The 21742-nt window shown below is 70.3% G+C and carries 20 protein-coding genes and 1 riboswitch; of the genes, 16 read left to right on the forward strand and 4 right to left on the reverse strand.

What is annotated here, in order from left to right; all coding sequences use genetic code 11:
• Positions 1–36: 36 nt before the first annotated feature.
• Entirely contained in the window at positions 37–1011 is a 975-nt protein-coding gene (locus tag OG956_RS26660) for a carbohydrate kinase family protein (RefSeq protein ID WP_330340528.1), read from the forward strand.
• 19 nt (positions 1012–1030) lie between these two features.
• On the opposite strand, the gene OG956_RS26665 is transcribed toward OG956_RS26660, so the two are convergent.
• Positions 1031–2410 carry a cysteine desulfurase/sulfurtransferase TusA family protein gene (locus tag OG956_RS26665; RefSeq protein WP_330340529.1) on the reverse strand — a complete coding sequence of 460 codons (1380 nt, stop codon included), beginning with the start codon at positions 2408–2410 and terminating at the stop codon, positions 1031–1033.
• 280 nt (positions 2411–2690) lie between these two features.
• Here OG956_RS26665 and ctaC point away from each other — a divergent pair, with 280 nt between their 5' ends.
• The 4 genes from ctaC (at position 2691) to OG956_RS26685 (ending at position 7221) form a co-directional block, all read left to right on the forward strand.
• Positions 2691–3650: an aa3-type cytochrome oxidase subunit II gene (gene ctaC / locus OG956_RS26670; RefSeq protein ID WP_330340530.1), complete on the forward strand. Its 960-nt coding sequence runs from the start codon at positions 2691–2693 to the stop codon at positions 3648–3650.
• A complete protein-coding gene (gene ctaD / locus OG956_RS26675; RefSeq protein ID WP_330340531.1) occupies positions 3647–5380 on the forward strand; it encodes an aa3-type cytochrome oxidase subunit I in 1734 nt (577 codons plus the stop codon). The genes ctaC and ctaD overlap by 4 nt, the downstream gene beginning before the upstream one ends.
• Positions 5377–5775: a cytochrome c oxidase subunit 4 gene (locus OG956_RS26680; RefSeq protein ID WP_330340532.1), complete on the forward strand. Its 399-nt coding sequence runs from the start codon at positions 5377–5379 to the stop codon at positions 5773–5775. Before ctaD ends, OG956_RS26680 begins: the two co-directional genes overlap by 4 nt.
• Before the next feature lie 186 nt (positions 5776–5961).
• Positions 5962–7221 (forward strand): L,D-transpeptidase, encoded by a 1260-nt coding sequence (locus tag OG956_RS26685; protein ID WP_330340533.1) that lies wholly within the window; start codon positions 5962–5964, stop codon positions 7219–7221.
• Positions 7222–7328: 107 nt separating this feature from the next.
• Here OG956_RS26685 and OG956_RS26690 read toward each other — a convergent pair whose 3' ends face one another.
• A complete protein-coding gene (locus OG956_RS26690) occupies positions 7329–7730 on the reverse strand; it encodes a hypothetical protein (RefSeq protein ID WP_330340534.1) in 402 nt (133 codons plus the stop codon).
• Between the two features lie 167 nt (positions 7731–7897).
• Between OG956_RS26690 and ctaE the strand changes: the two genes are divergently transcribed.
• The 6 genes from ctaE (at position 7898) to OG956_RS26720 (ending at position 15037) form a co-directional block, all read left to right on the forward strand.
• Entirely contained in the window at positions 7898–8518 is a 621-nt protein-coding gene (gene ctaE / locus OG956_RS26695) for an aa3-type cytochrome oxidase subunit III (RefSeq protein ID WP_330340535.1), read from the forward strand.
• A gap of 63 nt (positions 8519–8581) precedes the next feature.
• Positions 8582–9394, forward strand: coding sequence for a cytochrome bc1 complex diheme cytochrome c subunit (gene qcrC / locus OG956_RS26700; protein WP_330340536.1), 813 nt, complete (start codon positions 8582–8584; stop codon positions 9392–9394).
• A complete protein-coding gene (gene qcrA, locus OG956_RS26705) occupies positions 9391–10449 on the forward strand; it encodes a cytochrome bc1 complex Rieske iron-sulfur subunit (RefSeq protein ID WP_330340537.1) in 1059 nt (352 codons plus the stop codon). Before qcrC ends, qcrA begins: the two co-directional genes overlap by 4 nt.
• A complete protein-coding gene (qcrB, locus tag OG956_RS26710) occupies positions 10446–12083 on the forward strand; it encodes a cytochrome bc1 complex cytochrome b subunit (RefSeq protein WP_330340538.1) in 1638 nt (545 codons plus the stop codon). The genes qcrA and qcrB overlap by 4 nt, the downstream gene beginning before the upstream one ends.
• A 121-nt stretch (positions 12084–12204) precedes the next feature.
• The gene (gene trpD / locus OG956_RS26715) at positions 12205–13269 is read left to right on the forward strand and encodes an anthranilate phosphoribosyltransferase (protein WP_330340539.1); all 1065 of its coding nucleotides are present in this window, start codon (positions 12205–12207) and stop codon (positions 13267–13269) included.
• Positions 13270–13401: 132 nt separating this feature from the next.
• Positions 13402–13518, forward strand: a riboswitch (SAM riboswitch).
• 157 nt (positions 13519–13675) lie between these two features.
• Complete coding sequence (locus tag OG956_RS26720) at positions 13676–15037, forward strand: aminotransferase class V-fold PLP-dependent enzyme (RefSeq protein WP_330340540.1); 1362 nt, start codon at positions 13676–13678, stop codon at positions 15035–15037.
• 41 nt (positions 15038–15078) lie between these two features.
• Here the strand turns inward: OG956_RS26720 and OG956_RS26725 are convergent, their stop codons facing one another.
• Positions 15079–15360 carry an Lrp/AsnC family transcriptional regulator gene (locus tag OG956_RS26725; protein WP_330340541.1) on the reverse strand — a complete coding sequence of 94 codons (282 nt, stop codon included), beginning with the start codon at positions 15358–15360 and terminating at the stop codon, positions 15079–15081.
• On the reverse strand, positions 15357–16148 hold the full coding sequence (locus tag OG956_RS26730) for a rhomboid family intramembrane serine protease (RefSeq protein WP_330340542.1): 792 nt from the start codon (positions 16146–16148) through the stop codon (positions 15357–15359). Before OG956_RS26730 ends, OG956_RS26725 begins: the two co-directional genes overlap by 4 nt.
• 165 nt (positions 16149–16313) lie before the next feature.
• On the opposite strand from OG956_RS26730, the gene OG956_RS26735 reads away from it, so the two are divergent.
• From OG956_RS26735 to OG956_RS26755, 5 genes are all read left to right on the forward strand, one after another.
• On the forward strand, positions 16314–16553 hold the full coding sequence (locus OG956_RS26735) for a hypothetical protein (protein WP_014672226.1): 240 nt from the start codon (positions 16314–16316) through the stop codon (positions 16551–16553).
• Positions 16554–16593: 40 nt separating this feature from the next.
• Complete coding sequence (locus OG956_RS26740; RefSeq protein ID WP_330340543.1) at positions 16594–17937, forward strand: NYN domain-containing protein; 1344 nt, start codon at positions 16594–16596, stop codon at positions 17935–17937.
• 220 nt (positions 17938–18157) lie between these two features.
• The gene (locus tag OG956_RS26745; RefSeq protein WP_330340544.1) at positions 18158–19192 is read left to right on the forward strand and encodes a C40 family peptidase; all 1035 of its coding nucleotides are present in this window, start codon (positions 18158–18160) and stop codon (positions 19190–19192) included.
• 295 nt (positions 19193–19487) lie between these two features.
• A complete protein-coding gene (locus tag OG956_RS26750) occupies positions 19488–20519 on the forward strand; it encodes a C40 family peptidase (RefSeq protein ID WP_330340545.1) in 1032 nt (343 codons plus the stop codon).
• Positions 20520–20547: 28 nt separating this feature from the next.
• Entirely contained in the window at positions 20548–21741 is a 1194-nt protein-coding gene (locus OG956_RS26755) for a hypothetical protein (protein WP_443065613.1), read from the forward strand.
• Position 21742: the final 1 nt, after the last annotated feature.

Genomic DNA, 21742 nt, shown 5'->3' on the forward strand with positions numbered 1-21742 from the left:
AACTGTCAACCCAGCCTCCCGCAGGAGAATGCCGTCGTGCGCATCGCAGTCACCGGCTCCATCGCCACCGACCACCTCATGACCTTCCCCGGCAGGTTCGCCGACCAGCTCGTCGCGGACCAGTTGCACACGGTTTCACTCTCCTTCCTGGTCGACAAGCTCGACGTGCGCCGGGGCGGCGTCGGCGCGAACATCGCCTTCGGCATGGGCCAGCTGGGCACCAAGCCGATCCTGGTCGGCGCCGCCGGCCCCGACTTCGACGAGTACCGCGCCTGGCTCGACCGGCACGGCGTGGACACCGCCTCGGTCCGGATCTCCGAGACCCTGCACACCGCCCGCTTCGTGTGCACCACCGACGCCGACCACAACCAGATCGGCTCCTTCTACACCGGCGCGATGAGCGAGGCCCGCCTCATCGAGCTGAAGACCGTCGCCGACCGCGTGGGCGGCCTCGACCTGGTCCTCATCGGCGCCGACGACCCGGAGGCGATGCTCCGCCACACCGAGGAGTGCCGCTCGCGCGGGATCCCGTTCGCCGCCGACTTCTCCCAGCAGATCGCCCGCATGGACGGCGAGGAGATCCGGCTGCTGCTGGACGGGGCGACGTACCTGTTCTCCAACGAGTACGAGAAGGGCCTCATCGAGTCCAAGACCGGCTGGAGCGACGCCGAGATCCTGGGCAAGGTCGGCCACCGCGTCACCACGCTCGGCTCGCGCGGTGTGCGCATCGAGCGGGTCGGCGAGGACCCGATCGAGGTCGGCTGCCCCGAGGAGGAGCGCAAGGCCGACCCCACCGGTGTCGGCGACGCCTTCCGCGCCGGGTTCCTGTCGGGGCTGGCCTGGGGCGTCTCGCTGGAGCGCGCCGCCCAGGTGGGCTGCATGCTGGCGACGCTGGTCATCGAGACGGTGGGGACCCAGGAGTACCGGCTGCTCCGCGGGCACTTCATGGAGCGGTTCGTGAAGGCGTACGGGGACGAGGCCGGGGACGAAGTGCGCACCCACCTCCGCTGAGGCCGGCGTTCGAGGGCGTTCAGCTCACCCGGCGGACCAGGTAGGCCGTTCCTCCGTCCGCCGGCTCCTCACCGACGTACTCCTGCCCCCGCATCTCGCACCACGCCGGGATGTCCAGGCGGGCCGCCTCGTCGTCGGAGAGGACCCGCACCGTGCCGCCCACCGGGACCTGACCGAACACCTTGGCCAGCTCGATGACCGGGATCGGGCAGCGCTTGCCGAGGGAGTCGACGAGCACTTCACCGGGGCCCTCCTGGGCGGCCGGTGCGGCCGGTGCGCCCAGCTTCTCCCGGACCCCCGCGACCGCGCCCGGCAGCACCTCGAGGAACCGCTCCACGTCCGCCTCGGCCGCCCCCGCCGGCAGGGACACCCGTACGTTCCCCTCGCTCAGCACGCCCATCGCCTTCAGCACATGGCTGGGCGTCAGCGTGCTGCTGGTGCAGGACGACCCGGAGGAGACGGAGAAGCCCTCCCGGTCCAACTCGTGCAGCAGCGCCTCGCCGTCGACGTAGAGGCAGGAGAAGGTGACGATCCCGGGCAGCCGGCGCTCGGGGTCGCCGACCACCTCGACGTCCGGCACCAGCTGCGGCACCCGGGCCCGGATCCGCTCCGTCAGCTCCCGCAGCCGTACCGCCTCCTGGGCCGCCTCGGCCCGCACCGCCCGCAGGGAGGCCACGGCGGCCACGATCGCGGGGATGTTCTCGAACCCGGGCGCGCGCCCCGACTCCCGCTCGTCCGCGGGCCCTTGGGCGGCGAACCGCACCCCCTTGCGCACGGCGAGCAGCCCGACCCCGGACGGCCCGCCCCACTTGTGCGCGCTGGCCGTCAGCAGCGACCAGTCACCCTCGACGGGCCCCCACCCCAGCGACTGCGCCGCGTCCACCAGCAGCGGCACCCCGGCCGCCCGGCACACCCCGGCCACCTCGGCCACCGGCTGCACGGTGCCCACCTCGTGGTTGGCCGACTGGAGCACGGCGAGCGCGGTGTCCTCGCGCAGCGCGTCCGCATAGCCGGACGGGTCCACCGCCCCCATCCGGTCCACCGGCACCCGGGTCACCGTCCCGCCGTCCGCTTCGAACACCTCAGCCGAATGGAGGACGGAGGAGTGTTCGACCGCCGACACGATCAGGTGGCGTCCCACCCGCCGCCGCCCGGCCAACGCCCCCGCGACGCCCGTGTGTACGGCCCGCGTCCCCGAGGAGGTGAACACCACCTCGTCCGCGCGGCAGCCGACGGCCTCGGCCGCCGCCTCCCGCGCGGCGTCCAGCAGCATCCGCGCCTTGCGCCCCTCCCGGTACAGCCGCGCGGGATCCGCCCAGCCCTCGTCCAAGGAGGCCAGCAGCGCCTGACGCGCGACGGGGTGGAGCGGAACGGCGGAGGCAGCGTCAAAGTAGGCCATACGGCAACGGTAAGACCCCGGCAGGGGCAGCCGAACCAGGGGCGCGGGGCTGTGACATCAGAGGCTCCGCCGCGGGGCGCGACCAGCCACGACGGACCCCCGGCCGCCAATCCAGCGAACCACCCGAGCCAGTAGGCACCCCTCCCCGCGAAGCCTCGGAGAGGGTGGGCTAGGGTTTGGTCCGCATAAACATCCAAACCCCTGCCCGACGCAGGGCGGCGACCGACCAGCGAGAAGGCCGCAGCCGACCGCGCGGGCGAGACTCTCGGGAAGGCGCTACGTGAGTCCCAACGGCTCCGACCGCTCGCCGCGGCGCCCGATGCGGCGGAAGCTGCTGCAGGCACTGACCGCGGGCCTGGTCCTGGCGACCGCAACCGGTTGCACATACAAGGACTTCCCCCGCCTTGGCATGCCCACCCCGACCACGGAAGAGGCTCCGCGGATCCTCTCCCTGTGGCAGGGCTCCTGGGCTGCCGCGCTCGCCGTCGGCGTGCTGGTGTGGGGCCTGATCCTGTGGAGTGCTTTCTTCCACCGGCGCAGCCGCACCAAGGTCGAGGTACCTCCGCAGACCCGGTACAACATGCCGATCGAGGCCCTGTACACGGTGGTCCCGATCATCATCATCTCGGTGCTCTTCTACTTCACGGCCCGGGACGAGTCGAAGCTCCTGGACCTCTCCAAGAAGCCCGACGTCACGGTCAACGTGGTCGGCTTCCAGTGGAGCTGGGGCTTCAACTACATCGAGAACGTCCCCGGTGTCTCCGGCGACGCCAAGACCGACAAGAACCTGGACGCCATTCCGGACCGGTTCAAGAAGGACTTCCCGGCGAACGCCGGCGGTGTCTACGACGTCGGTACGCCCGGCACGCGGAACCCGCAGACGAACAACCCCGGTCCGACGCTCTGGCTCCCCAAGGGCAAGACGGTTCGCTTCGTCCTGACCTCTCGTGACGTCATCCACTCCTTCTGGGTGGTGCCGTTCCTGATGAAGCAGGACGTCATCCCGGGCCACACCAATGCCTTCCAGGTGACCCCGAACCACGAGGGCACCTTCCTCGGCAAGTGCGCCGAGCTCTGCGGTGTCGACCACTCGCGCATGCTGTTCAACGTGAAGGTCGTCTCCCCGGCGGCGTACCAGAAGCACCTCCAGGACCTCGCCAAGAAGGGGCAGACCGGTTACATTCCCGCCGGCATCGCGCAGACGAGCCACGAGAAGAACCGGGAGACGAACAACCTGTGAGCATCCTCAACGAACCCCAGGGTGCCGCGGCAGCTGAAGGCGCGTACGCGGACGAGCTGCCGGTCAGGCGCAAGCAGCCCGGCAATGTCGTGGTGAAGTGGCTGACGACCACCGACCACAAGACGATCGGGACGATGTACCTTGCGACGTCGTTCGCGTTCTTCCTGATCGGTGGCGTGATGGCGCTGCTCATGCGCGCCGAGCTGGCCCGTCCGGGTCTGCAGATCATGTCGAACGAGCAGTTCAACCAGGCGTTCACGATGCACGGCACGATCATGCTGCTGATGTTCGCGACGCCGCTGTTCGCCGGCTTCGCGAACTGGATCATGCCGCTGCAGATCGGCGCGCCCGACGTGGCCTTCCCGCGGCTGAACATGTTCGCCTACTGGCTGTACCTGTTCGGCTCGCTCATCGCGGTCGGCGGCTTCCTCACCCCGGAGGGCGCGGCCGACTTCGGCTGGTTCGCCTACTCCCCGCTGTCGGACGCGGTCCGCAGCCCGGGCGTCGGCGCCGACATGTGGATCATGGGTCTGGCCATGTCCGGTTTCGGCACGATCCTCGGCTCGGTCAACTTCATCACCACGATCATCTGCATGCGCGCCCCGGGCATGACCATGTTCCGCATGCCGATCTTCGTGTGGAACGTGCTGCTGACCGGTGTCCTGGTCCTGCTGGCCTTCCCGGTGCTGGCGGCCGCGCTGTTCGCGCTGGAGGCGGACCGCAAGTTCGGCGCCCACGTCTTCGACGCCACCAACGGCGGCGCCCTGCTGTGGCAACACCTCTTCTGGTTCTTCGGCCATCCCGAGGTGTACATCATCGCCCTCCCGTTCTTCGGCATCATCTCCGAAGTGATCCCGGTGTTCTCCCGCAAGCCGATGTTCGGCTACATGGGCCTGGTCGCCGCGACCATCGCGATCGCCGGTCTGTCGGTCACGGTGTGGGCGCACCACATGTACGTCACCGGCGGCGTGCTGCTGCCGTTCTTCTCCTTCATGACGTTCCTGATCGCCGTCCCGACCGGTGTGAAGTTCTTCAACTGGATCGGCACCATGTGGAAGGGCAGCCTGTCGTTCGAGACGCCGATGCTCTGGGCGACCGGCTTCCTGATCACCTTCACGTTCGGTGGTCTGACCGGTGTCATCCTGGCCTCGCCGCCGATGGACTTCCACGTGTCCGACTCGTACTTCGTGGTGGCCCACTTCCACTACGTCGTCTTCGGCACGGTCGTCTTCGCCATGTTCTCCGGCTTCCACTTCTGGTGGCCGAAGTGGACCGGCAAGATGCTCGACGAGCGCCTGGGCAAGATCACCTTCTGGACGCTGTTCATCGGCTTCCACGGCACCTTCCTGGTCCAGCACTGGCTGGGCGCCGAGGGCATGCCCCGCCGGTACGCCGACTACCTGGCCGCCGACGGCTTCACCGCCCTGAACACGGTCTCGACCATCTGCTCCTTCCTGCTCGGCCTGTCGATCCTGCCGTTCCTCTACAACGTGTGGAAGACGGCCAAGTACGGCAAGCCGGTCGGCGTGGACGACCCGTGGGGCTACGGCCGCTCCCTGGAGTGGGCGACCTCCTGCCCGCCGCCGCGGCACAACTTCGTCACCCTGCCGCGGATCCGCAGTGAATCCCCGGCGTTCGACCTGCACCACCCCGAGATCGCCGCGCTGGAGCAGCTCGAGCACGCCGGTCACGGCAGCGCCATCGCGGGCAGCAAGGAGGCCGGCAAGTGAAGATCCAGGGCCGGATGTTCATCTGGCTGAGCTTCTTCCTCCTGATCATGGCCATCGTGTATGGCGTGTGGTCGAAGGAGCCGGCCGGCACCACGGCGCTCTTCCTGGCCTTCGGTCTGAGCGTGATGATCGGCTTCTACCTGGGCTTCACGGCCCGGCGGGTCGACGCGGGCGCCCAGGACGACAAGGAGGCCGACGTCGCGGACGACGCGGGCGAGCTGGGCTTCTTCAGCCCGCACAGCTGGCAGCCGCTGCTGCTGGGCTTCGGCGGTGCGATCGCCTTCCTCAGCATCGCGGTCGGCTGGTGGCTGATCTACTTCTCCGCCCCGTTCATCGTGGTCGGTCTGTTCGGCTGGGTGTTCGAGTACTACCACGGTGAGAACCGCACCCAGTAGCACCGAGCGCACCACCCGGGAGCCCGGACCCTTCGTCAGGAGGGGTCCGGGCTCCCGTCTTCTACACCGGTGGAGCCGGCATTCCGGCGCAGGCGGGGCCGGTGTGTCGTTCACTCGCAGCAGTGTCGATCCCCCGTACGGGTCACCTGCCGCGCCGATAGGGTCAGCGCCTCATAGCGTGATCGTATGAACCACACTCCGCGGACCCGCACCGTCGTCAGCTGCGCCCTGCTGGCGACCGCGCTCGGCATGGGCGTCACCGCCTGCGGTCCGGACGGCGACCCTCTGTCGGCCAAGCCGTACGACGCGGCGGACGTGATCTCCTTCAACGGCCCGACCGAGGCAGGGAAGAAGGCCGATCCGGACAAGCCCCTGGAGGTCACCGCCGACGGCGACGACCGCATCACCGACGTCACCGTCCAGGACTCCGCAGGGCGCCATGTGGCGGGCGAACTCGCCGCCGACGGCAGCAGATGGCACAGCACCGCCCCGCTGGCCGCCAACGCCCACTACACGGTCACGGTGAGCACCGAGGACGATGACGGCGCGCCCGGCCGCAAGGTCTTCGCCTTCGACACCAGCAGACCCAGCAGCAAGAAGCGCCTGACCGTCACCTTCGGTCCGAAACCGGGCCGGTACGGCGTCGGCGAGCCCATCACCGCCCAACTCAACCAGGCGGTCAAGGACAGGGCGCAGCGCGCCGTCGTGGAGCGCGCCCTCCGGGTGGACTCCGTGCCGGCCGTGCAGGGCTCCTGGTACTGGGTGAACGACAAGGAACTCCACTACCGGCCCGAGGAGTACTGGCCCACCGGCACGACGGTCACGGTGCACAGCAACCTGGACGGCATCAAGATCGGCGACCGGCTGTGGGGCGCCCCGTCCAAGCCGGTGAAGATCACCATCGGCGACCGGATCCTGGCCCTCACCGACGCCGCGGCCCACCAGCTGACGTTCTACAAGAACGGCGAGGCGATCAAACGGATCCCTGTCACCACCGGCAAGCCCGGCTACGACACCCGCAACGGCATCAAGGTCGTCCTGGAGAAGTCGTACCTCGTGCGGATGCGCGGCACCACGATCGGCATCTCCGCGAGCAGCTCCGACTCCTACGACCTGAACGTCTACTACGCCGCCCGGGTGACCTGGTCCGGCGAGTACGTCCACGCCGCGCCCTGGTCCGTGGGCTCACAGGGCTACGCGAACGTCAGCCACGGCTGCACCGGCATGAGCAACGCCAACGCCGCCTGGTTCTTCGAGAACATCCACCCCGGCGACATCGTCCAGGTCGTCAACTCGCGCGGTCACCAGATGGAGGACTTCGGCAACGGCTTCGGCGACTGGAACGTCGACTGGAAGAAGTGGACGCAGGGCAGCGCCCTGACCAGCACCAAGCAGACGGCGCCGTCGGACGCGGACACGGTCCGCCTCCAGCCGGCGGCCCTGTGAGCGCCTCGCAGGGCGCGGGGCCGTGTGCGACGTGCGGCTACCGCTGCGCGGGCGCGAACGCCCCCACCGGCCCGCACCCGCGCACGAAACCCGGCGCCCCCGGTCTGTCAGGCGCCCACCAGCCGCCTCTGCCGCAGCAACGAGGCCAGCGCCGACGCGAACTCGACGGGATCCACCGGCAGGGTGACCGCGGCGTCCGCCCGGCTCCACGTCGCCAGCCAGGCGTCCTGCGGCCGCCCCATCAGAAGCAGCACCGGCGGGCAGTTGAACACCTCGTCCTTGATCTGCCGGCACACCCCCATACCGCCCATCGGCACGGCCTCGCCGTCCAGCACGCAGACGTCGATGCCGCCCTTGTCCAGCTCACGCAGCACCGCGCCGGGAGTGGCGCACTCGACGAACTCGACGAGGGGCACGTCCGGAGCGGGCCTGCGGCCGGCGGCCAGCCGTACTTGCTCGCGGGTGTTGGAGTCGTCGCTGTAGACCAGCACCGTGGCGGTCGGCTGCATGGTTCCTCCGGGACGTCGGCGTCGTACGGACGGGACGGACAGGGCCGTTCGGGGCGGAGCTTACTCCCGTGGAAGTGCCCATGAACACCACGTCAACACCGGTCCGGTGGGGAGCAACACTCCGAACGGCACCCCCCGGAGTGAGGGCGGGATAAGCGACCGACATAATGTCGGTCGTGGCGACAGCAACGACAGTAGAAACCGGGCACGCGCACCCGTCGGTCAATCGGCCGAACCTCACCAGCGTCGGAACCATCATCTGGCTGAGTTCCGAGCTGATGTTCTTCGCGGCCCTCTTCGCGATGTACTTCACCCTGCGATCGGTGACGGGTCCGGCGCACTGGAAGCACATGGCCGACGCGCTCAATGTGCCCTTCTCCGCGACGAACACCACGATCCTGGTGCTCTCCTCGCTCACCTGCCAGCTCGGCGTGTTCGCGGCCGAGCGCGGTGACGTGAAGAAGCTCCGCGGGTGGTTCATCCTCACCTTCATCATGGGTGCGATCTTCATCGGCGGTCAGATCTACGAGTACACGAGCCTGGTGAAGGACGACGGCATCTCGCTGTCCTCGGACCCGTACGGCTCGGTGTTCTACCTGACCACCGGCTTCCACGGCCTGCACGTGACGGGCGGTCTCATCGCCTTCCTGCTGGTCCTCGGACGCACCTACATGGCCAAGAGGTTCACCCACGAGCAGGCGACCGCCGCCATCGTCGTGTCCTACTACTGGCACTTCGTCGATGTGGTCTGGATCGGCCTTTTCGCCACGATCTACCTGATCAAGTAGCCGGGACCGGTTCCCGCACATCCAGAAGCACCGACGCAGAAGATCCTGACACCGGGGTAATCCGTGAAAAAGCTCTCCGCACGACGACGCCATCCGCTGGCGGCGGTCGTCGTCCTACTCCTCGCGCTGGCGGCCACTGGGGGGCTGTACGCCGCGTTCGCACCCGCGGGCAAGGCGCAGGCCGATGATTCCGCCCAGTCCCTGACCATCCAGGAGGGCAAGAAGCTCTACGAGGTCGGCTGCGCCAGCTGCCACGGCACCGGTGGCCAGGGCTCCTCCGACGGGCCGAGCCTGGTCGGCGTGGGCGCCGCGGCCGTCGACTTCCAGGTCGGCACCGGCCGTATGCCCGCGGCCACCTCGCAGGGCGCCCAGGTCCCGCGCAAGAAGGTCGTCTACAACCAGACGCAGATCGACCAGCTCGCCGCGTACATCGCCTCGCTGGGCGCCGGCCCGAGCGTCCCCACCAAGGACCAGTACGGTCCGGCGGGCGCGGACATCGCCAAGGGCGGCGAGCTGTTCCGCACCAACTGCGCGCAGTGCCACAACTTCACCGGCAAGGGCGGTGCCCTCACCAAGGGCAAGTTCGCGCCCACGCTGGAGGGTGTCGACCCGAAGCACATCTACGAGGCCATGCAGACCGGCCCGCAGAACATGCCGTCCTTCCCCGACACCACGCTGTCCTCGAAGAACAAGAAGGACATCATCGCGTACCTGCACGCGGTCGACAGCAGCGAGACGACGAACCCCGGCGGTCTGGAGCTGGGCGGCCTCGGGCCGGTCAGTGAGGGTCTGTTCGCCTGGATCTTCGGCCTCGGCGCGCTGATCGCCGTCGCCGTCTGGGTCGCCGCTCGGACCGCAAAGGCCAAGAAGTCATGAGTAGCCAAGACATTCCAGAAGAGAACCTGCCCGCTGAGCAGGACCACGCGCACGGCGCGGTAGGGATCGCGGACGAGGAGAACCCGTTCGCGGATCCGGGCCTGCCGCCCCACGAGCACCGCATCCAGGACATCGACGAGCGGGCCGCCAAGCGGTCCGAGCGCGCGGTCGCCCTGCTGTTCACGGTGTCGATGCTGGCCACCCTCGGCTTCATCGCCTCGTACGTGACGATCCCGCACGACAAGAACATCTTCGTGTTCCCGATCGGGCACCTCAGCGCGCTGAACTTCGCGCTGGGCCTGACCCTCGGCACGGCGCTGTTCTGCATCGGCGCGGGCGCGGTCCACTGGGCCCGCACCCTGATGTCCGACGTCGAGGTCGCCGACGAGCGGCACCCGATCGAGGCCGCCCCCGAGGTCCGCGCGAAGGTCCACGCGGACTTCAGGCAGGGCGCCAAGGAGTCGGCGCTCGGCCGCCGCAAGCTGATCCGCAACACGATGTTCGGTGCGCTGGCGCTGGTGCCGCTCTCCGGCGTCATGCTGCTGCGCGACCTCGGCCCGCTGCCCGGCACCTCGCTGCGTCACACGCTGTGGGCCAAGGGCAAGCGCCTGGTCAACATGAACACGGGCCAGCCGCTGCGTCCCGAGGACGTCGCCGTCGGTTCCCTCACCTTCGCCAAGCCCGACGGGCTGGAGGAGACGAGCGAGGACTTCCAGACGGAGATCGCCAAGGCCGCCCTGATGATCGTCCGGCTCCAGCCGGGCAACATCAAGGACAAGCGCGAGCTCGACTGGTCGCACGAGGGCATCGTCGCCTTCTCGAAGATCTGCACCCACGTCGGCTGCCCGATCTCCCTGTACGAGCAGCAGACGCACCACGTGCTGTGCCCGTGCCACCAGTCCACCTTCGACCTCTCCGACGGTGCCCGAGTGATCTTCGGCCCCGCCGGCCACGCCCTGCCGCAGCTGCGCATCGGTGTGGACAGCGAGGGTTACCTCCAGGCGCTCGGCGACTTCGAGGAGCCCGTCGGTCCTGCATTCTGGGAGCGCGGATGAGTACTGCATCGAACGACGCACCCCGCTCTCGCGGGAAGGCACCGGCCGGCGAGCGTGTCGCCGACTGGGCCGACGGCCGGCTCGGGATCTACTCCCTGGCCAAGGCCAACATGCGCAAGATCTTCCCCGACCACTGGTCGTTCATGTTGGGCGAAGTGTGCATGTACAGCTTCATCATCATCATCCTGACGGGTGTCTATCTGACGCTGTTCTTCCACCCGTCGATGAACGAGGTGGAGTACCACGGCAGCTATGTCCCGCTCCAGGGGCAGCTGATGTCCGAGGCGTTCAACTCGACCCTGCACATCTCCTTCGACGTGCGCGGTGGCCTGCTCGTGCGGCAGATCCACCACTGGGCCGCGCTGATCTTCCTCGCCGGCATGTTCGTGCACATGATGCGCGTGTTCTTCACCGGTGCGTTCCGCAAGCCGCGTGAGATCAACTGGCTGTTCGGCTTCCTGCTGTTCGTCCTCGGCATGTTCACCGGCTTCACCGGTTACTCGCTCCCGGACGACCTGCTCTCCGGCACCGGTGTCCGCTTCATGGAGGGCGCGATCCTGTCCGTGCCGATCGTCGGCACGTACCTGTCGTACTTCCTCTTCGGCGGTCAGTTCCCCGGCCACGACTTCGTCGCCCGGTTCTACTCGATCCACATCCTGCTGCTGCCGGGCATCATGCTCGGTCTGATGGTGGCGCACCTGATCCTGGTCTTCTACCACAAGCACACGCAGTTCGCGGGTCCGGGCAAGACCAACAACAACGTCGTCGGCATGCCGCTGCTGCCGGTCTACATGGCCAAGGCCGGAGGCTTCTTCTTCCTGGTCTTCGGTGTCATCGCGGCCATCGCGGCGGTCGCCCAGATCAACCCGATCTGGGCCATGGGCCCCTACCGCCCGGACCAGGTGTCCACCGGCGCCCAGCCCGACTGGTACATGGGCTTCGCCGAGGGTCTGATCCGCTTCATGCCGGGCTGGGAGATCAACTTCGCGGGCCACACGCTCGTCCTGGGCGTGTTCATCCCGCTGGTTCTCTTCCCGCTGGTCCTGGCGGCGATCGCGGTCTACCCGTTCATCGAGTCGTGGATCACCGGCGACAAGCGCGAGCACCACATCCTGGACCGCCCGCGCAACGCCCCGACGCGCACCGCGTTCGGTGTGGCCTGGGTGACGATCTACATGATCACCCTGGTCGGCGGTGGCAACGACCTGTGGGCCACCCACTTCCACCTGTCGATCAACGCGGTCACCTGGTTCGTCCGGATCGGGTTCTTCGTCGGCCCGGTCATCGCGTTCCTCGTCACCAAGCGGATCTGCCTGGGTCTGCAGCGGCGTGACCGCGACAAGGTGCTGCACGGCCGCGAGACCGGCATCATCAAGCGGCTGCCGCACGGTGAGTTCATCGAGGTGCACGAGCCGCTCAGCCAGGAGCAGCTGCACACCCTCACCGCGCACGAGCAGTACAAGCCGGCCGAGATCGGCCCGACGGTCGACGAGAACGGCGTCGAGCGCAAGGTGCGTGCCGGCGAGAAGCTGCGGGTGAAGCTGTCCAACGCCTACTACGGCGAGAACAACCAGATCCCGAAGCCGACCGTCGAGGAGTACAAGGAGATCACGAGCGGCCACGGCCACCACTGATCCCCGCGTCGCCACAGGGAAGGGCCCCGTCCGGCTTACGGACGGGGCCCTTCGCCGTGTACGGGGGTGGATAGGGTGGGAAACCACCACTGATTCCGTGTACGACACCCAGGAGCGGCTGATGAGCGCTGTGACCCCCGCTGGAGGCGACACCGCGGCGGGCCGTTCCTGGCCCGCCCTGCTGAACGGCCTGCTGGACGGCCGGGACCTGTCCGCCGACGACACCGCGTGGGCGATGGACCTGATCATGCGCGGCGAGGCGACCGACGCGCAGATCGCCGGGTTCATGGTGGCCCTGCGGGCCAAGGGCGAGACGGTGGAGGAGATCACCGGGCTCGTCCGCACGATGTACGCGCACGCCAATGTGATCGAGGTGCCGGGCCCGGCCGTCGACATCGTCGGCACCGGCGGCGACGGCGCCAAGACGGTGAACATCTCCACGATGTCGTCGATCGTCGTGGCGGGCACGGGCGCCAAGGTCGTCAAGCACGGCAACCGCGCCGCGTCCTCCGCCTCCGGGTCCTCCGACGTGCTGGAGAAGCTCGGGATCAATCTGAACCTGACCCCGCAGCGGGTCGCCGAGGTCGCCGAAGAGGCCGGCATCACCATCTGCTTCGCGGTGAGGTTCCACCCGTCGTTGCGTCATGTCGCCCCGGCGCGCGGCCAGCTGGGCATCCGCACCACCTTCAACGTCCTCGGCCCGCTGACCAACCCCGCGCAGGTCAGGTCCCAGGCCGTCGGCGTCGCCGACCCGCGGATGGCGCCCATCGTGGCCGGGGTCCTCGCCGAGCGCGGCAACTCCGCCCTGGTGTTCCGCGGCGACGACGGCCTGGACGAGCTGACCACGACCGCCACCTCGCGGGTCTGGGTGGTCCGGGACGGCAAGGTCACCGAGGAGACCTTCGATCCCAGGGACGTCGGCCTCGACCTCGTTCCCGTCGAGGCCCTGCGCGGCGCGGACGCGTCGTACAACGCGGAGGTGGCGCGGCGCCTGCTGGACGGCGAGAAGGGCCCGGTGCGGGACGCGGTGCTGCTGAACTCGGCGGCGGCCCTCGCGGCCCTGCACCCGACGGACGCCCCGCTCGCCGACCAGCTGCGCGCCGGCATGGCCAAGGCCGCCGAGTCGATCGACACGGGCGCGGCGAAGCGCACCCTGGAGCGCTGGGTGGCGGCCAGCAACGCCTAGTGCTGCGACCGGAAAGGTTCACCGGCAAACCTTTCCGGCCACAGCACCAGGCCCTGCCGCCGGAGGTTCGTCGTCCCGCGATCCGGACACGGGTTGCGGGGCGGCGATCTTTTCCCTTAAGTTCCCGTACCAGGTCATGAGTGACAGCCATCAGGCCCCGGCCGGCTGTCCGGCAACCCTCCGTCCGTGGCGGGGTGCCCCGGGTGAGGACCAGGCCGTAGGCAGCGAGGTCTACGGCAAGCGCGGACCCCTCGCGCGCTGCCGAGCGCGGGACCAGGGGTCCTGGTCGTCGAGGGAGTCTTCCGTGAGCAAGCGAATGCGATAGGGCCGCCGAGCCCCGCCTCCGCACACCCTTCTTCTCATCTTCGTACGCCCCTGCGGGCGTGTTCCTCACGGGAGTTCACCGATGTCCGTCTTCACCGCTGCCGCCGACCAGTCCGTTTGCGCCCCGCTGCCCGTTCTGGGCAGGGATGTCACCGTCCCGCTCGTCACCGGAGGCGAGGTCACCTACGCAGCCCTCGACTACGCGGCCAGCGCCCCCGCCCTGCAGCGCGTCTGGGACGACGTGGCCGCCTACGCGCCGTACTACGGCAGCGTCCACCGCGGCGCCGGCTACCTCTCCCAGCTCTCCACCGACCTGTTCGAGAACGCCCGCAGGACCGTCGCCGAGTTCCTCGGCTGCCGCGCGGACGACCAGGTGATCTTCACCCGCTCCACCACCGACTCGCTGAACCTGCTGGCCCGTGCGCTCCCCGCCGGCTGCCAGGTCTTCGTCTTCGAGACCGAGCACCACGCCTCCCTGCTGCCCTGGCAGGACACGCGGGTGACCTACCTGGACGCCCCGCGCACCCCGCAGCAGGCGGTCGCGACCCTGGAGCGGGCCCTCGCCGACCGGGATCCCTACGGCCCGGCCCTGGTCTGCGTCACCGGCGCCTCCAACGTCACCGGCGAGCTGTGGCCGGTGCGCGAACTGGCCGCCGCCGCCCACGCGCACGGCGCCCGGATCGTCCTCGACGCCGCCCAGCTCGCCCCGCACCACCCGGTGGACGTCCGCGACCTGGACGTCGACTGGGTCGCCTTCTCCGGGCACAAGCTGTACGCCCCCTTCGGCTCCGGCGTCCTGGCCGGCCGCGCCGACTGGCTGCGCGCGGCCGAGCCGTACCTCGCGGGCGGCGGCGCCAGCCGCAAGGTGACCCGGCGTCAGGACGGCGGCGTCGACGTGGAGTGGCACGACAGCGCCGCCCGGCACGAGGCGGGCTCCCCGAACGTCATCGGCGCCTACTCCATCGCCTCGGCCTGCAAGGCCCTCACCGAGGCCGGCTGGGAGAACCTGGTCGCCCGCGAGCGGCACCTGATCGCCAGGGTCCGCGAGGGCCTCGCCGGGGTGCCGCAGGTGCGGATCCTGTCGCTGTTCGGCGACGACGCCCCGCGCGTCGGCGTCATCTCCTTCGTGGTCGAGGGCTGGAACAGCTCCCACTTCGCCGCCGCGCTCTCCGCCGAGTACGGCATCGGCGTGCGCGACGGCCTGTTCTGCGCCCACCCCCTGGTGCGCACCCTCCTCGGCAGCGACCCGCAGAGCCAGGGCGAGTGCGGCGCCCCCGAGGCCGCGCCGGGCGAGAAGTCCCTCAACGCCATCCGCGTCAGCTTCGGCGCGGGCACGCCCGACGAGCACGTCGACCGCTTCGTCACCGCCGTGAGGGAACTCGTCACCGAGGGTGCGAAGTGGACGTACCGCACGGAGGACGGCCGCTGCGTCCCGGCGGTGTGATCAGCGCGCCCCGCACCCGTCTGGGCAGCCGTTCGAAACGATCAGTTGTCCAGTCCGATCGAGAACGCCGCCTCGAGGTCGTGCTGGGAGTACGTCCGGAACGCGACGTGCGTGTCCGTGGCCTCGACGCCGGGGATCTTGCTGATCCGGCCGGGGATGACCTCGGCCAGGTCGTCGTGGCGGCGGACCCGGACCATGGCGATCAGGTCGTAGGTGCCGGTGACCGAGAAGACCTCGCTGACGCTCTCGAGAGCGGCGATCTCCTCCGCGATCTCGGGGATCCGGTCGACGCTGGTCTTGATCAGAACGATCGCGGTGATCACGGCTGGTTCTCTCCCTCGAGGGCCTGAGCAGGGGCGGCTTTCACTCTAGCCCGCCCGTCTCCCACCACCGCCCCTCGAAGGCCGCCCTGCGGGCCCTCCCAGGCGCCGTGGCGCACCCACGCGTAGCCGAAGCCCAGGCCGAAGCCGATCACGTGCGCCAGATAGGCCACCCCGGGGCCGTCGGACGCCCGCCCGGCCGCCGCCCACTGCAGCGCCGCCCAGAACGGCAGCACGACCCACGCCGGAAACCGGAGCGGCAGGAAGAACAGGAACGGCAGGAGACTGGTCACGCGCGCGCGGGGGAACAGGTAGAGGAACGCTCCGAGGACCGCCGAGATCGCCCCCGAGGCGCCGACCAGCGACTGCCCGGAGGCGGCGTTGGCGGCCGCGTAGCCCAGCAGGGCCAGGTAGCCGCAGCCGACGTAGAACAGGGTGAACTCGACCCGGCCCATCCGTTCCTCGGTCATCGTGCCGAAGACGAAGAGGAAGAGCATGTTGCCGAGCAGATGCACCCAGTTTCCGTGCACGAACAGGGCCGTGGCCGGGGTCAGGGCGTCGCGCACCGGCCTGGCGAACAGCTCGGCCGGCACCACGCCCCAGCGCGCGAAATACGCCCGCTGCGCGGCGAGCAGGGCCTGCCCGGAGCCGTACCCGGGGGTGAGCCCCGAGGCCGGGCCCAGGACGAAGAGCAGACAGCACAGGGCGATGAGGCCGTACGTCATGGGCGCCGAGGTGCTCCGGACCGCTCGGAGAACCCTGCCGGCCGCCGTAGTCCACTGGCTGATCATGACTACAGAGCATGACGTAACGGGACGCAAGCTGACAGACTGCCTCGCCGCCGTGGACGGATCAGCGGCGAGTCGCCGCCAGGCCGTAGGGTTACGGCCACACGTGCCGGCCGGCGGCGCGTGCGGCCACCACGAGCGATGACGAGAAGGAAGCGGACAGCGACGATGACGGTTCCCCTGCCGACCGCGACGACCCGATGGCGCTGCACCCTGTGCGGCAACCTCACCCGGTTCGACGTGACGCGTTCCTCGAAGGTCGTCGAGTACGTCCACCTCGATCTGGCGGGGGAGCCGACCGTGGAGGAGCGCGAGGTGGTCAGTGAGACCATCGAGTCGGTGCGCTGCCGCTGGTGCAACGCGGTGGACCAGGTGGAACTCGTGGACAGGCCGGGTGCCGGCTCCTGAGCGGAGCGGACCCGGGCAGGGAAGTAGTGGGGTGTGACGGATGGCGGAGACCACAGGCGGGGGGCCGGGCGACGGCACCGCCGAGGTGCTTGACCGTCCGCTGCCCGAGGGTGTGCGCCGCCGGGTCGTGCAGATCGTCTCGGACGGCTTCGGCGGCCTGACCCTGTCGGAACTGCCCGCCCAGCTGAGGCAGTACGCCCGGTTCACCCCCACCCGCCGGGCGAAGTTCGCCGGGAACGCGATGGCGGCGGCGCTGGAGACCGACGCGCTGTTCCGGCAGCGGATCGGGGACAAGCTCAGAGAGGCGCAGCCGGAACTCGCCGGCGCCCTCGACTCCGGCTCCCCGCCCCCGGCCGCGGACCCGCTCGACGTGGCGGCCGCGGCCTACGTACTGCGCCCGGCGGGCTGGGTGAAGCTGGTCACCGCGGCCGGCGAGGAGGCCCAGCGCGCGGACGCCGAGCGCGCCGACGAGGAGACCCGGGCGGAACTGGACCGGCTGCGCTCCGAGCTGGCCCACGCCCGCGAGCACACCCGTGCAGAGACCGACCGGCTGCGCGCGGAGCTGGAGTCGGCGAAGAAGGAAGCCGAATCGCTTCACCGCAAGCTCCGGGCCGCGCTCAGCGACGTCAAGCGCGGCGAGGCCGCTCTGCGCAGGGCCCAGGCCGAGATGGACGCCCTGCGCGCCGAGGCGCACACCCAGGTGTCGGCCGCCGAGAGCGAGGCCCGCCGGCTCAAGGCCCGGCTCGGCGAGGCCGAGGCCGCGCTGGAGGCCACCCGCCGCGCCGCCCGCGAGGGGCGCAGCGTGGAGGACATGCGGGTACGGCTGCTGCTCGACACCCTGCTGGACGCCACCCAGGGCCTGCGGCGCGAACTCGCCCTGCCGCCGGTGTCCGTGCGCCCCGCCGAGACCGTGGACGCCGTCGAACCGGGCCGGATGACCCCCAAGGACATCGCGGCGCGCGCCCTGTCGGAGCACGACCCGGCCATCCTCGACCAGCTGCTCGCGCTGCCGCAGGCGCATCTGGTGGTCGACGGCTACAACGTCACCAAGACCGGCTATCCGCAGATGCCGCTGGAGAAGCAGCGGCTCAGGCTGCTCGGCCAGCTCTCCGCGCTCGCCGCGCAGACCGGCGCCGAGGTGACGTGCGTCTTCGACGGCGCCGAACTGGCCGCCCCGGTGCTGCTCGCGCCGCCGCGCGGGGTGCGGGTGCTGTTCTCCAAGCCGGGCGTCACCGCGGACGAGCTGATCCGCCAGCTCGTGCGCGCCGAGCCGCCGGGCCGTCCGGTCATCGTCGCCTCCACGGACCGCGAGGTGGCCGACGGGGTCGCCAGGGCGGGTGCCCGACCGGTCGCGTCTGCGGTGCTTCTCAAGCGACTGTCCTGAAGGTCCGTCGGACATGGGCAATGTCCGAATTGGAGTGATCTTCACGCCACCTAGTGTCAATCACGCATCACTGCTTGTGAGTTGTGTGCAAAGAATGCATTGTGTGATGCGATTTTCTGGTGTGAGGATTTGAACTGATCACAAGTGGGTCACTAGGGTCTGGGCTCGAACCTCCGAACGGGTGATCACTCACTCACTCACAAGAAGGAGTTCGTCCTCCGTGGCGTCCCACCGTCGACCCAAGCAGCAGAGTCGCGCCCGCGTGACCGTGCTGACCACCGCAGCCGCAGCCGCTGTCGTCCTGAGCGCGAACGCCGCCAATGCCGCGCCGAGCCAGAAGCTCACCAAGGACCAGGTCAAGGCCAAGGTCGACAAGCTCTACGAGGAGGCCGAGCAGGCCACCGAGAAGTTCAACGGAGCGAAGGACAAGCAGCAGAAGCTGCAGAAGGAAATCTCCACCATCCAGGACAACGTCGCCCGCGGTCAGCAGGACCTCAACAAGCTGCGCGACGGCCTGGGTTCGCTGGCCACCGCGCAGTACCGCTCGGGCGGCATCGACCCCTCGGTCCAGCTCTTCCTGTCCTCCAACCCGGACGACTTCCTCGACAAGGCGTCCACGCTCGACCAGTTGAGCGCCCAGCAGGTCGACGCCCTGAAGAAGATCCAGGACAAACAGCGCGAACTCGCCCAGGAGCGCGCCGAGGCCGCCGACAAGCTCAAGGACCTCTCCGCCACCCGCACCCAGCTGGAGGAGAAGAAGAAGGAGGTCCAGGCCAAGCTCGCCGAGGCGCAGAAGATCCTCAACACCCTGACGGCCAAGGAGAAGCAGGAGCTCGCCGCCCAGCAGGCGCGCGCCGACCGCTCCTCCAGCGAGCGCGTCAACCTCGGCGACGCCCCGCCCGCCTCCGGCCGCGCCTCCGCCGCCTTCGCCGCCGCCCAGAGCAAGCTCGGCTCGCCGTACGTCTACGGCGCCTCCGGCCCGTCCTCCTTCGACTGCTCGGGCCTGACCTCCTGGGCCTACGCCCAGGCCGGCGTCTCCATACCGCGCACCTCCGAGGCGCAGGCCACCATCGGCACCCGGATCTACGACCAGAGCCAGCTCAAGGTCGGCGACCTGGTGTTCTTCTACGGCGACATCCACCACGTCGGCCTGTACGCCGGCAACGGCCAGGTGCTGCACGCGCCGCACACCGGTGCCGTCGTCCGCTACGAGGCGATGTCCGACATGCCGTTCCAGTTCGGCGTCCGCGTCTGACCCCACCCCGCGCGACACGGCCCGGTCCTCCGGCGAAACCCGCTCTGTTACCCGCGTACGCGCCGGGAACGCCGTCGGGATGGCGCCCGAACGGGCGAATCCCCTGGACCGGAGCTGACTCCACGCCCCGCCGGTGACCTGCGTCAGCGGCGGGGCGTCACTGTGTGTCGCCGCCCCGGCCGTTGGTCGGCGCTCCCGCGCACGGCTACTGTCTGCCGCGTTTCCCCGGCGCCGGGGTCTCCCCGTCCCCAGGCGCCGGGGGAACGGTCGTACGTCCGCCAGCAGAAGGACTGCCGTGGGGTCTCATCGCCGCCTTGCCTCCTTTGGATTCGACCGGGGCACCGCCGCCCTGTGCGTACTGTCGGCCGCGACCGCCGCGCTCGGCGCCGTACCGGCGCACGCGGCGCCGCACCCCGACGCCCGTGCCGAGGTGGACCGCCTCTACCAGGAGGCCGAGCAGGCGACCCAGGCCTTCGACAAGGCCCAGGAGCGCGCGGGGGTGCTGCGCCGCGAGGTGCGGGCCGCCCAGGACCGCATCGCCCGGCAGCAGCAGCGCGTCAACACCCTGCGCGAACAGCTCGGTGCGCTGGCCGGCGCCCAGTACCGCGCGGGCGGCATCGACCCGGCCGTCGCGCTGCTGTTCTCCAACGACCCCGACGACTACCTCGACAAGGCCGCCACCCTCGACCGCATCACCGCCCAACAGGCGGGGCATCTGCGGGAGTTGCGGTCGGCGCTGCGGGAACTGGCGCAGGAGCGCGCGCAGGCGGCCGGGAAGCTCGCCGAGCTTGTGCGCGGCCGCGAGGCCGTGGCCGCGCACAAGCGGACCGTGCAGAAGAAGCTCGCCGAGGCCCAGCGGCTGCTCGGCACACTGTCGCCCGCCGCGCGCGCCGCCTTCGGCCGGGCCTCGCGCTCCGACGACTCCGGCCGCGCCGACCTGTCCGAGCTCGCCGACCTGGCCGGCGGCAGTGCCGCCCCCGACGCCCGCGCCGCCGCCGCGGTGGCCGCCGCCCGCTCCGCCCTCGGCCGGCCCTACGTGTGGGGCGCCAACGGCCCCTCCGGCTTCGACTGCTCGGGCCTGATGCAGTGGTCGTACGCGCACGCCGGCATCCAGCTGCCGCGCACCTCGCAGGAGCAGCGCTTCGCCGGCCGGCGCGTCCCGCTGTCCGGGATCCGGCCCGGCGACCTCGTGGTCTACCGCTCCGACGCCAGCCACGTGGGCATGTACGTGGGCAACGGCCGGGTCATCCACGCCCCCTATCCGGGAGCCGCGGTGCGCTACGACCCGGTCGGGATGATGCCGATCTCCTCGGTCACCCGGCCCTGATCCGCCCGCTCGCCGTTACGATCGGGAAGTGGCTGGTCGCAGACGGGCGTGGAGCATCGGGGCCGTGGGGCTCGTCCTGCTGCTGCCCTCGGCGGGCTGCGGCGGCACCCCGGCCGACTCCACCCGCACCGAGGTGCAGCACCTGCTCGACCGGCGCTCCGCCGCCCTGCTGCACCACGACGAGACGGCATACGGGGCGACGGGCGCCCGCACCGAGTACACCCGGCTGCGCGCCCTGCCGCTGGCCTCCTGGCGCTACCGGGTCACCGGCGTGCACCGCACCGGTTCCGGCGCCACCGCCGACGCCGACCTCAGCTACCGCGTCGCCGGGTACGACAGGGCCCCGGTCGACGCCCGCCGCACCCTCACCCTGCGCCGCACCGCGGACGGCAGGTGGTACGTCACCGCCGACCGGCCCGCCCGGGACGCCGGGCAGCAGTTGTGGGACCAGGGCGCGGTGACCGCCGTCGAGGGCGCCCACAGCCTGGTGCTGGGCACCGGGCGGGCCACCGCGGACCTGCGCGGCTACGCGCGGCTCGCCGACCGCGCGGTCCCGGCCGTCTCCCGGGTCTGGGGCACCGGCTGGGCCCGCCATGTCGTCGTCCTCGTCCCGCGCTCCCTCGACGGCATGGCCCGGCTGCTGGGATCGCCGACCGCCGACTACCGGGGCATCGCCGCCGTCACCACCGGGGAGGCGGGCGGCTCGGGCACGGCTCCGGCGGACCGGGTGGTCGTCAACCCCGAGGCCTACGCCATCCTCGGCGGCCTGGGCAAGCAGGTGGTGCTCACCCACGAGACCACGCATGTGGCCACCCGCGCGCAGACCACCGCGGCGACCCCGCTGTGGCTGTCCGAGGGCTTCGCGGACTGGATCGGCTACCTCGGCACCGGCCGCACCCCGACGGAGGCCGCGCCGGAACTCACCCGTGCCGTCCAGGACGGCCACGCGCCCACCGCGCTCCCCACCGACAAGGACTTCGGCTTCACCAGCGCCCCCGCCGAGCTCGCCCGGGCCTACGAGAGCGGCTGGCTGGCCTGCCGGATGATCGCCGAACGCTGGGGCACGGCCCGGCTCGACGCCTTCTACCGTGCCGTGGGCGCCCATCGGCAGCGGGCGGGCGCGGTCGAGGAGGCCCTGAAGACGGTGCTGGGGACCACCGCGGAGGCGTTCACCGAGCAGTGGCGGGAGTACGTGCGGGAGCAGCTGACCCCGACCGAGTGAC

It is taken from the genome of Streptomyces sp. NBC_00557 (assembly GCF_036345995.1).
Lineage (GTDB): Bacteria > Actinomycetota > Actinomycetes > Streptomycetales > Streptomycetaceae > Streptomyces.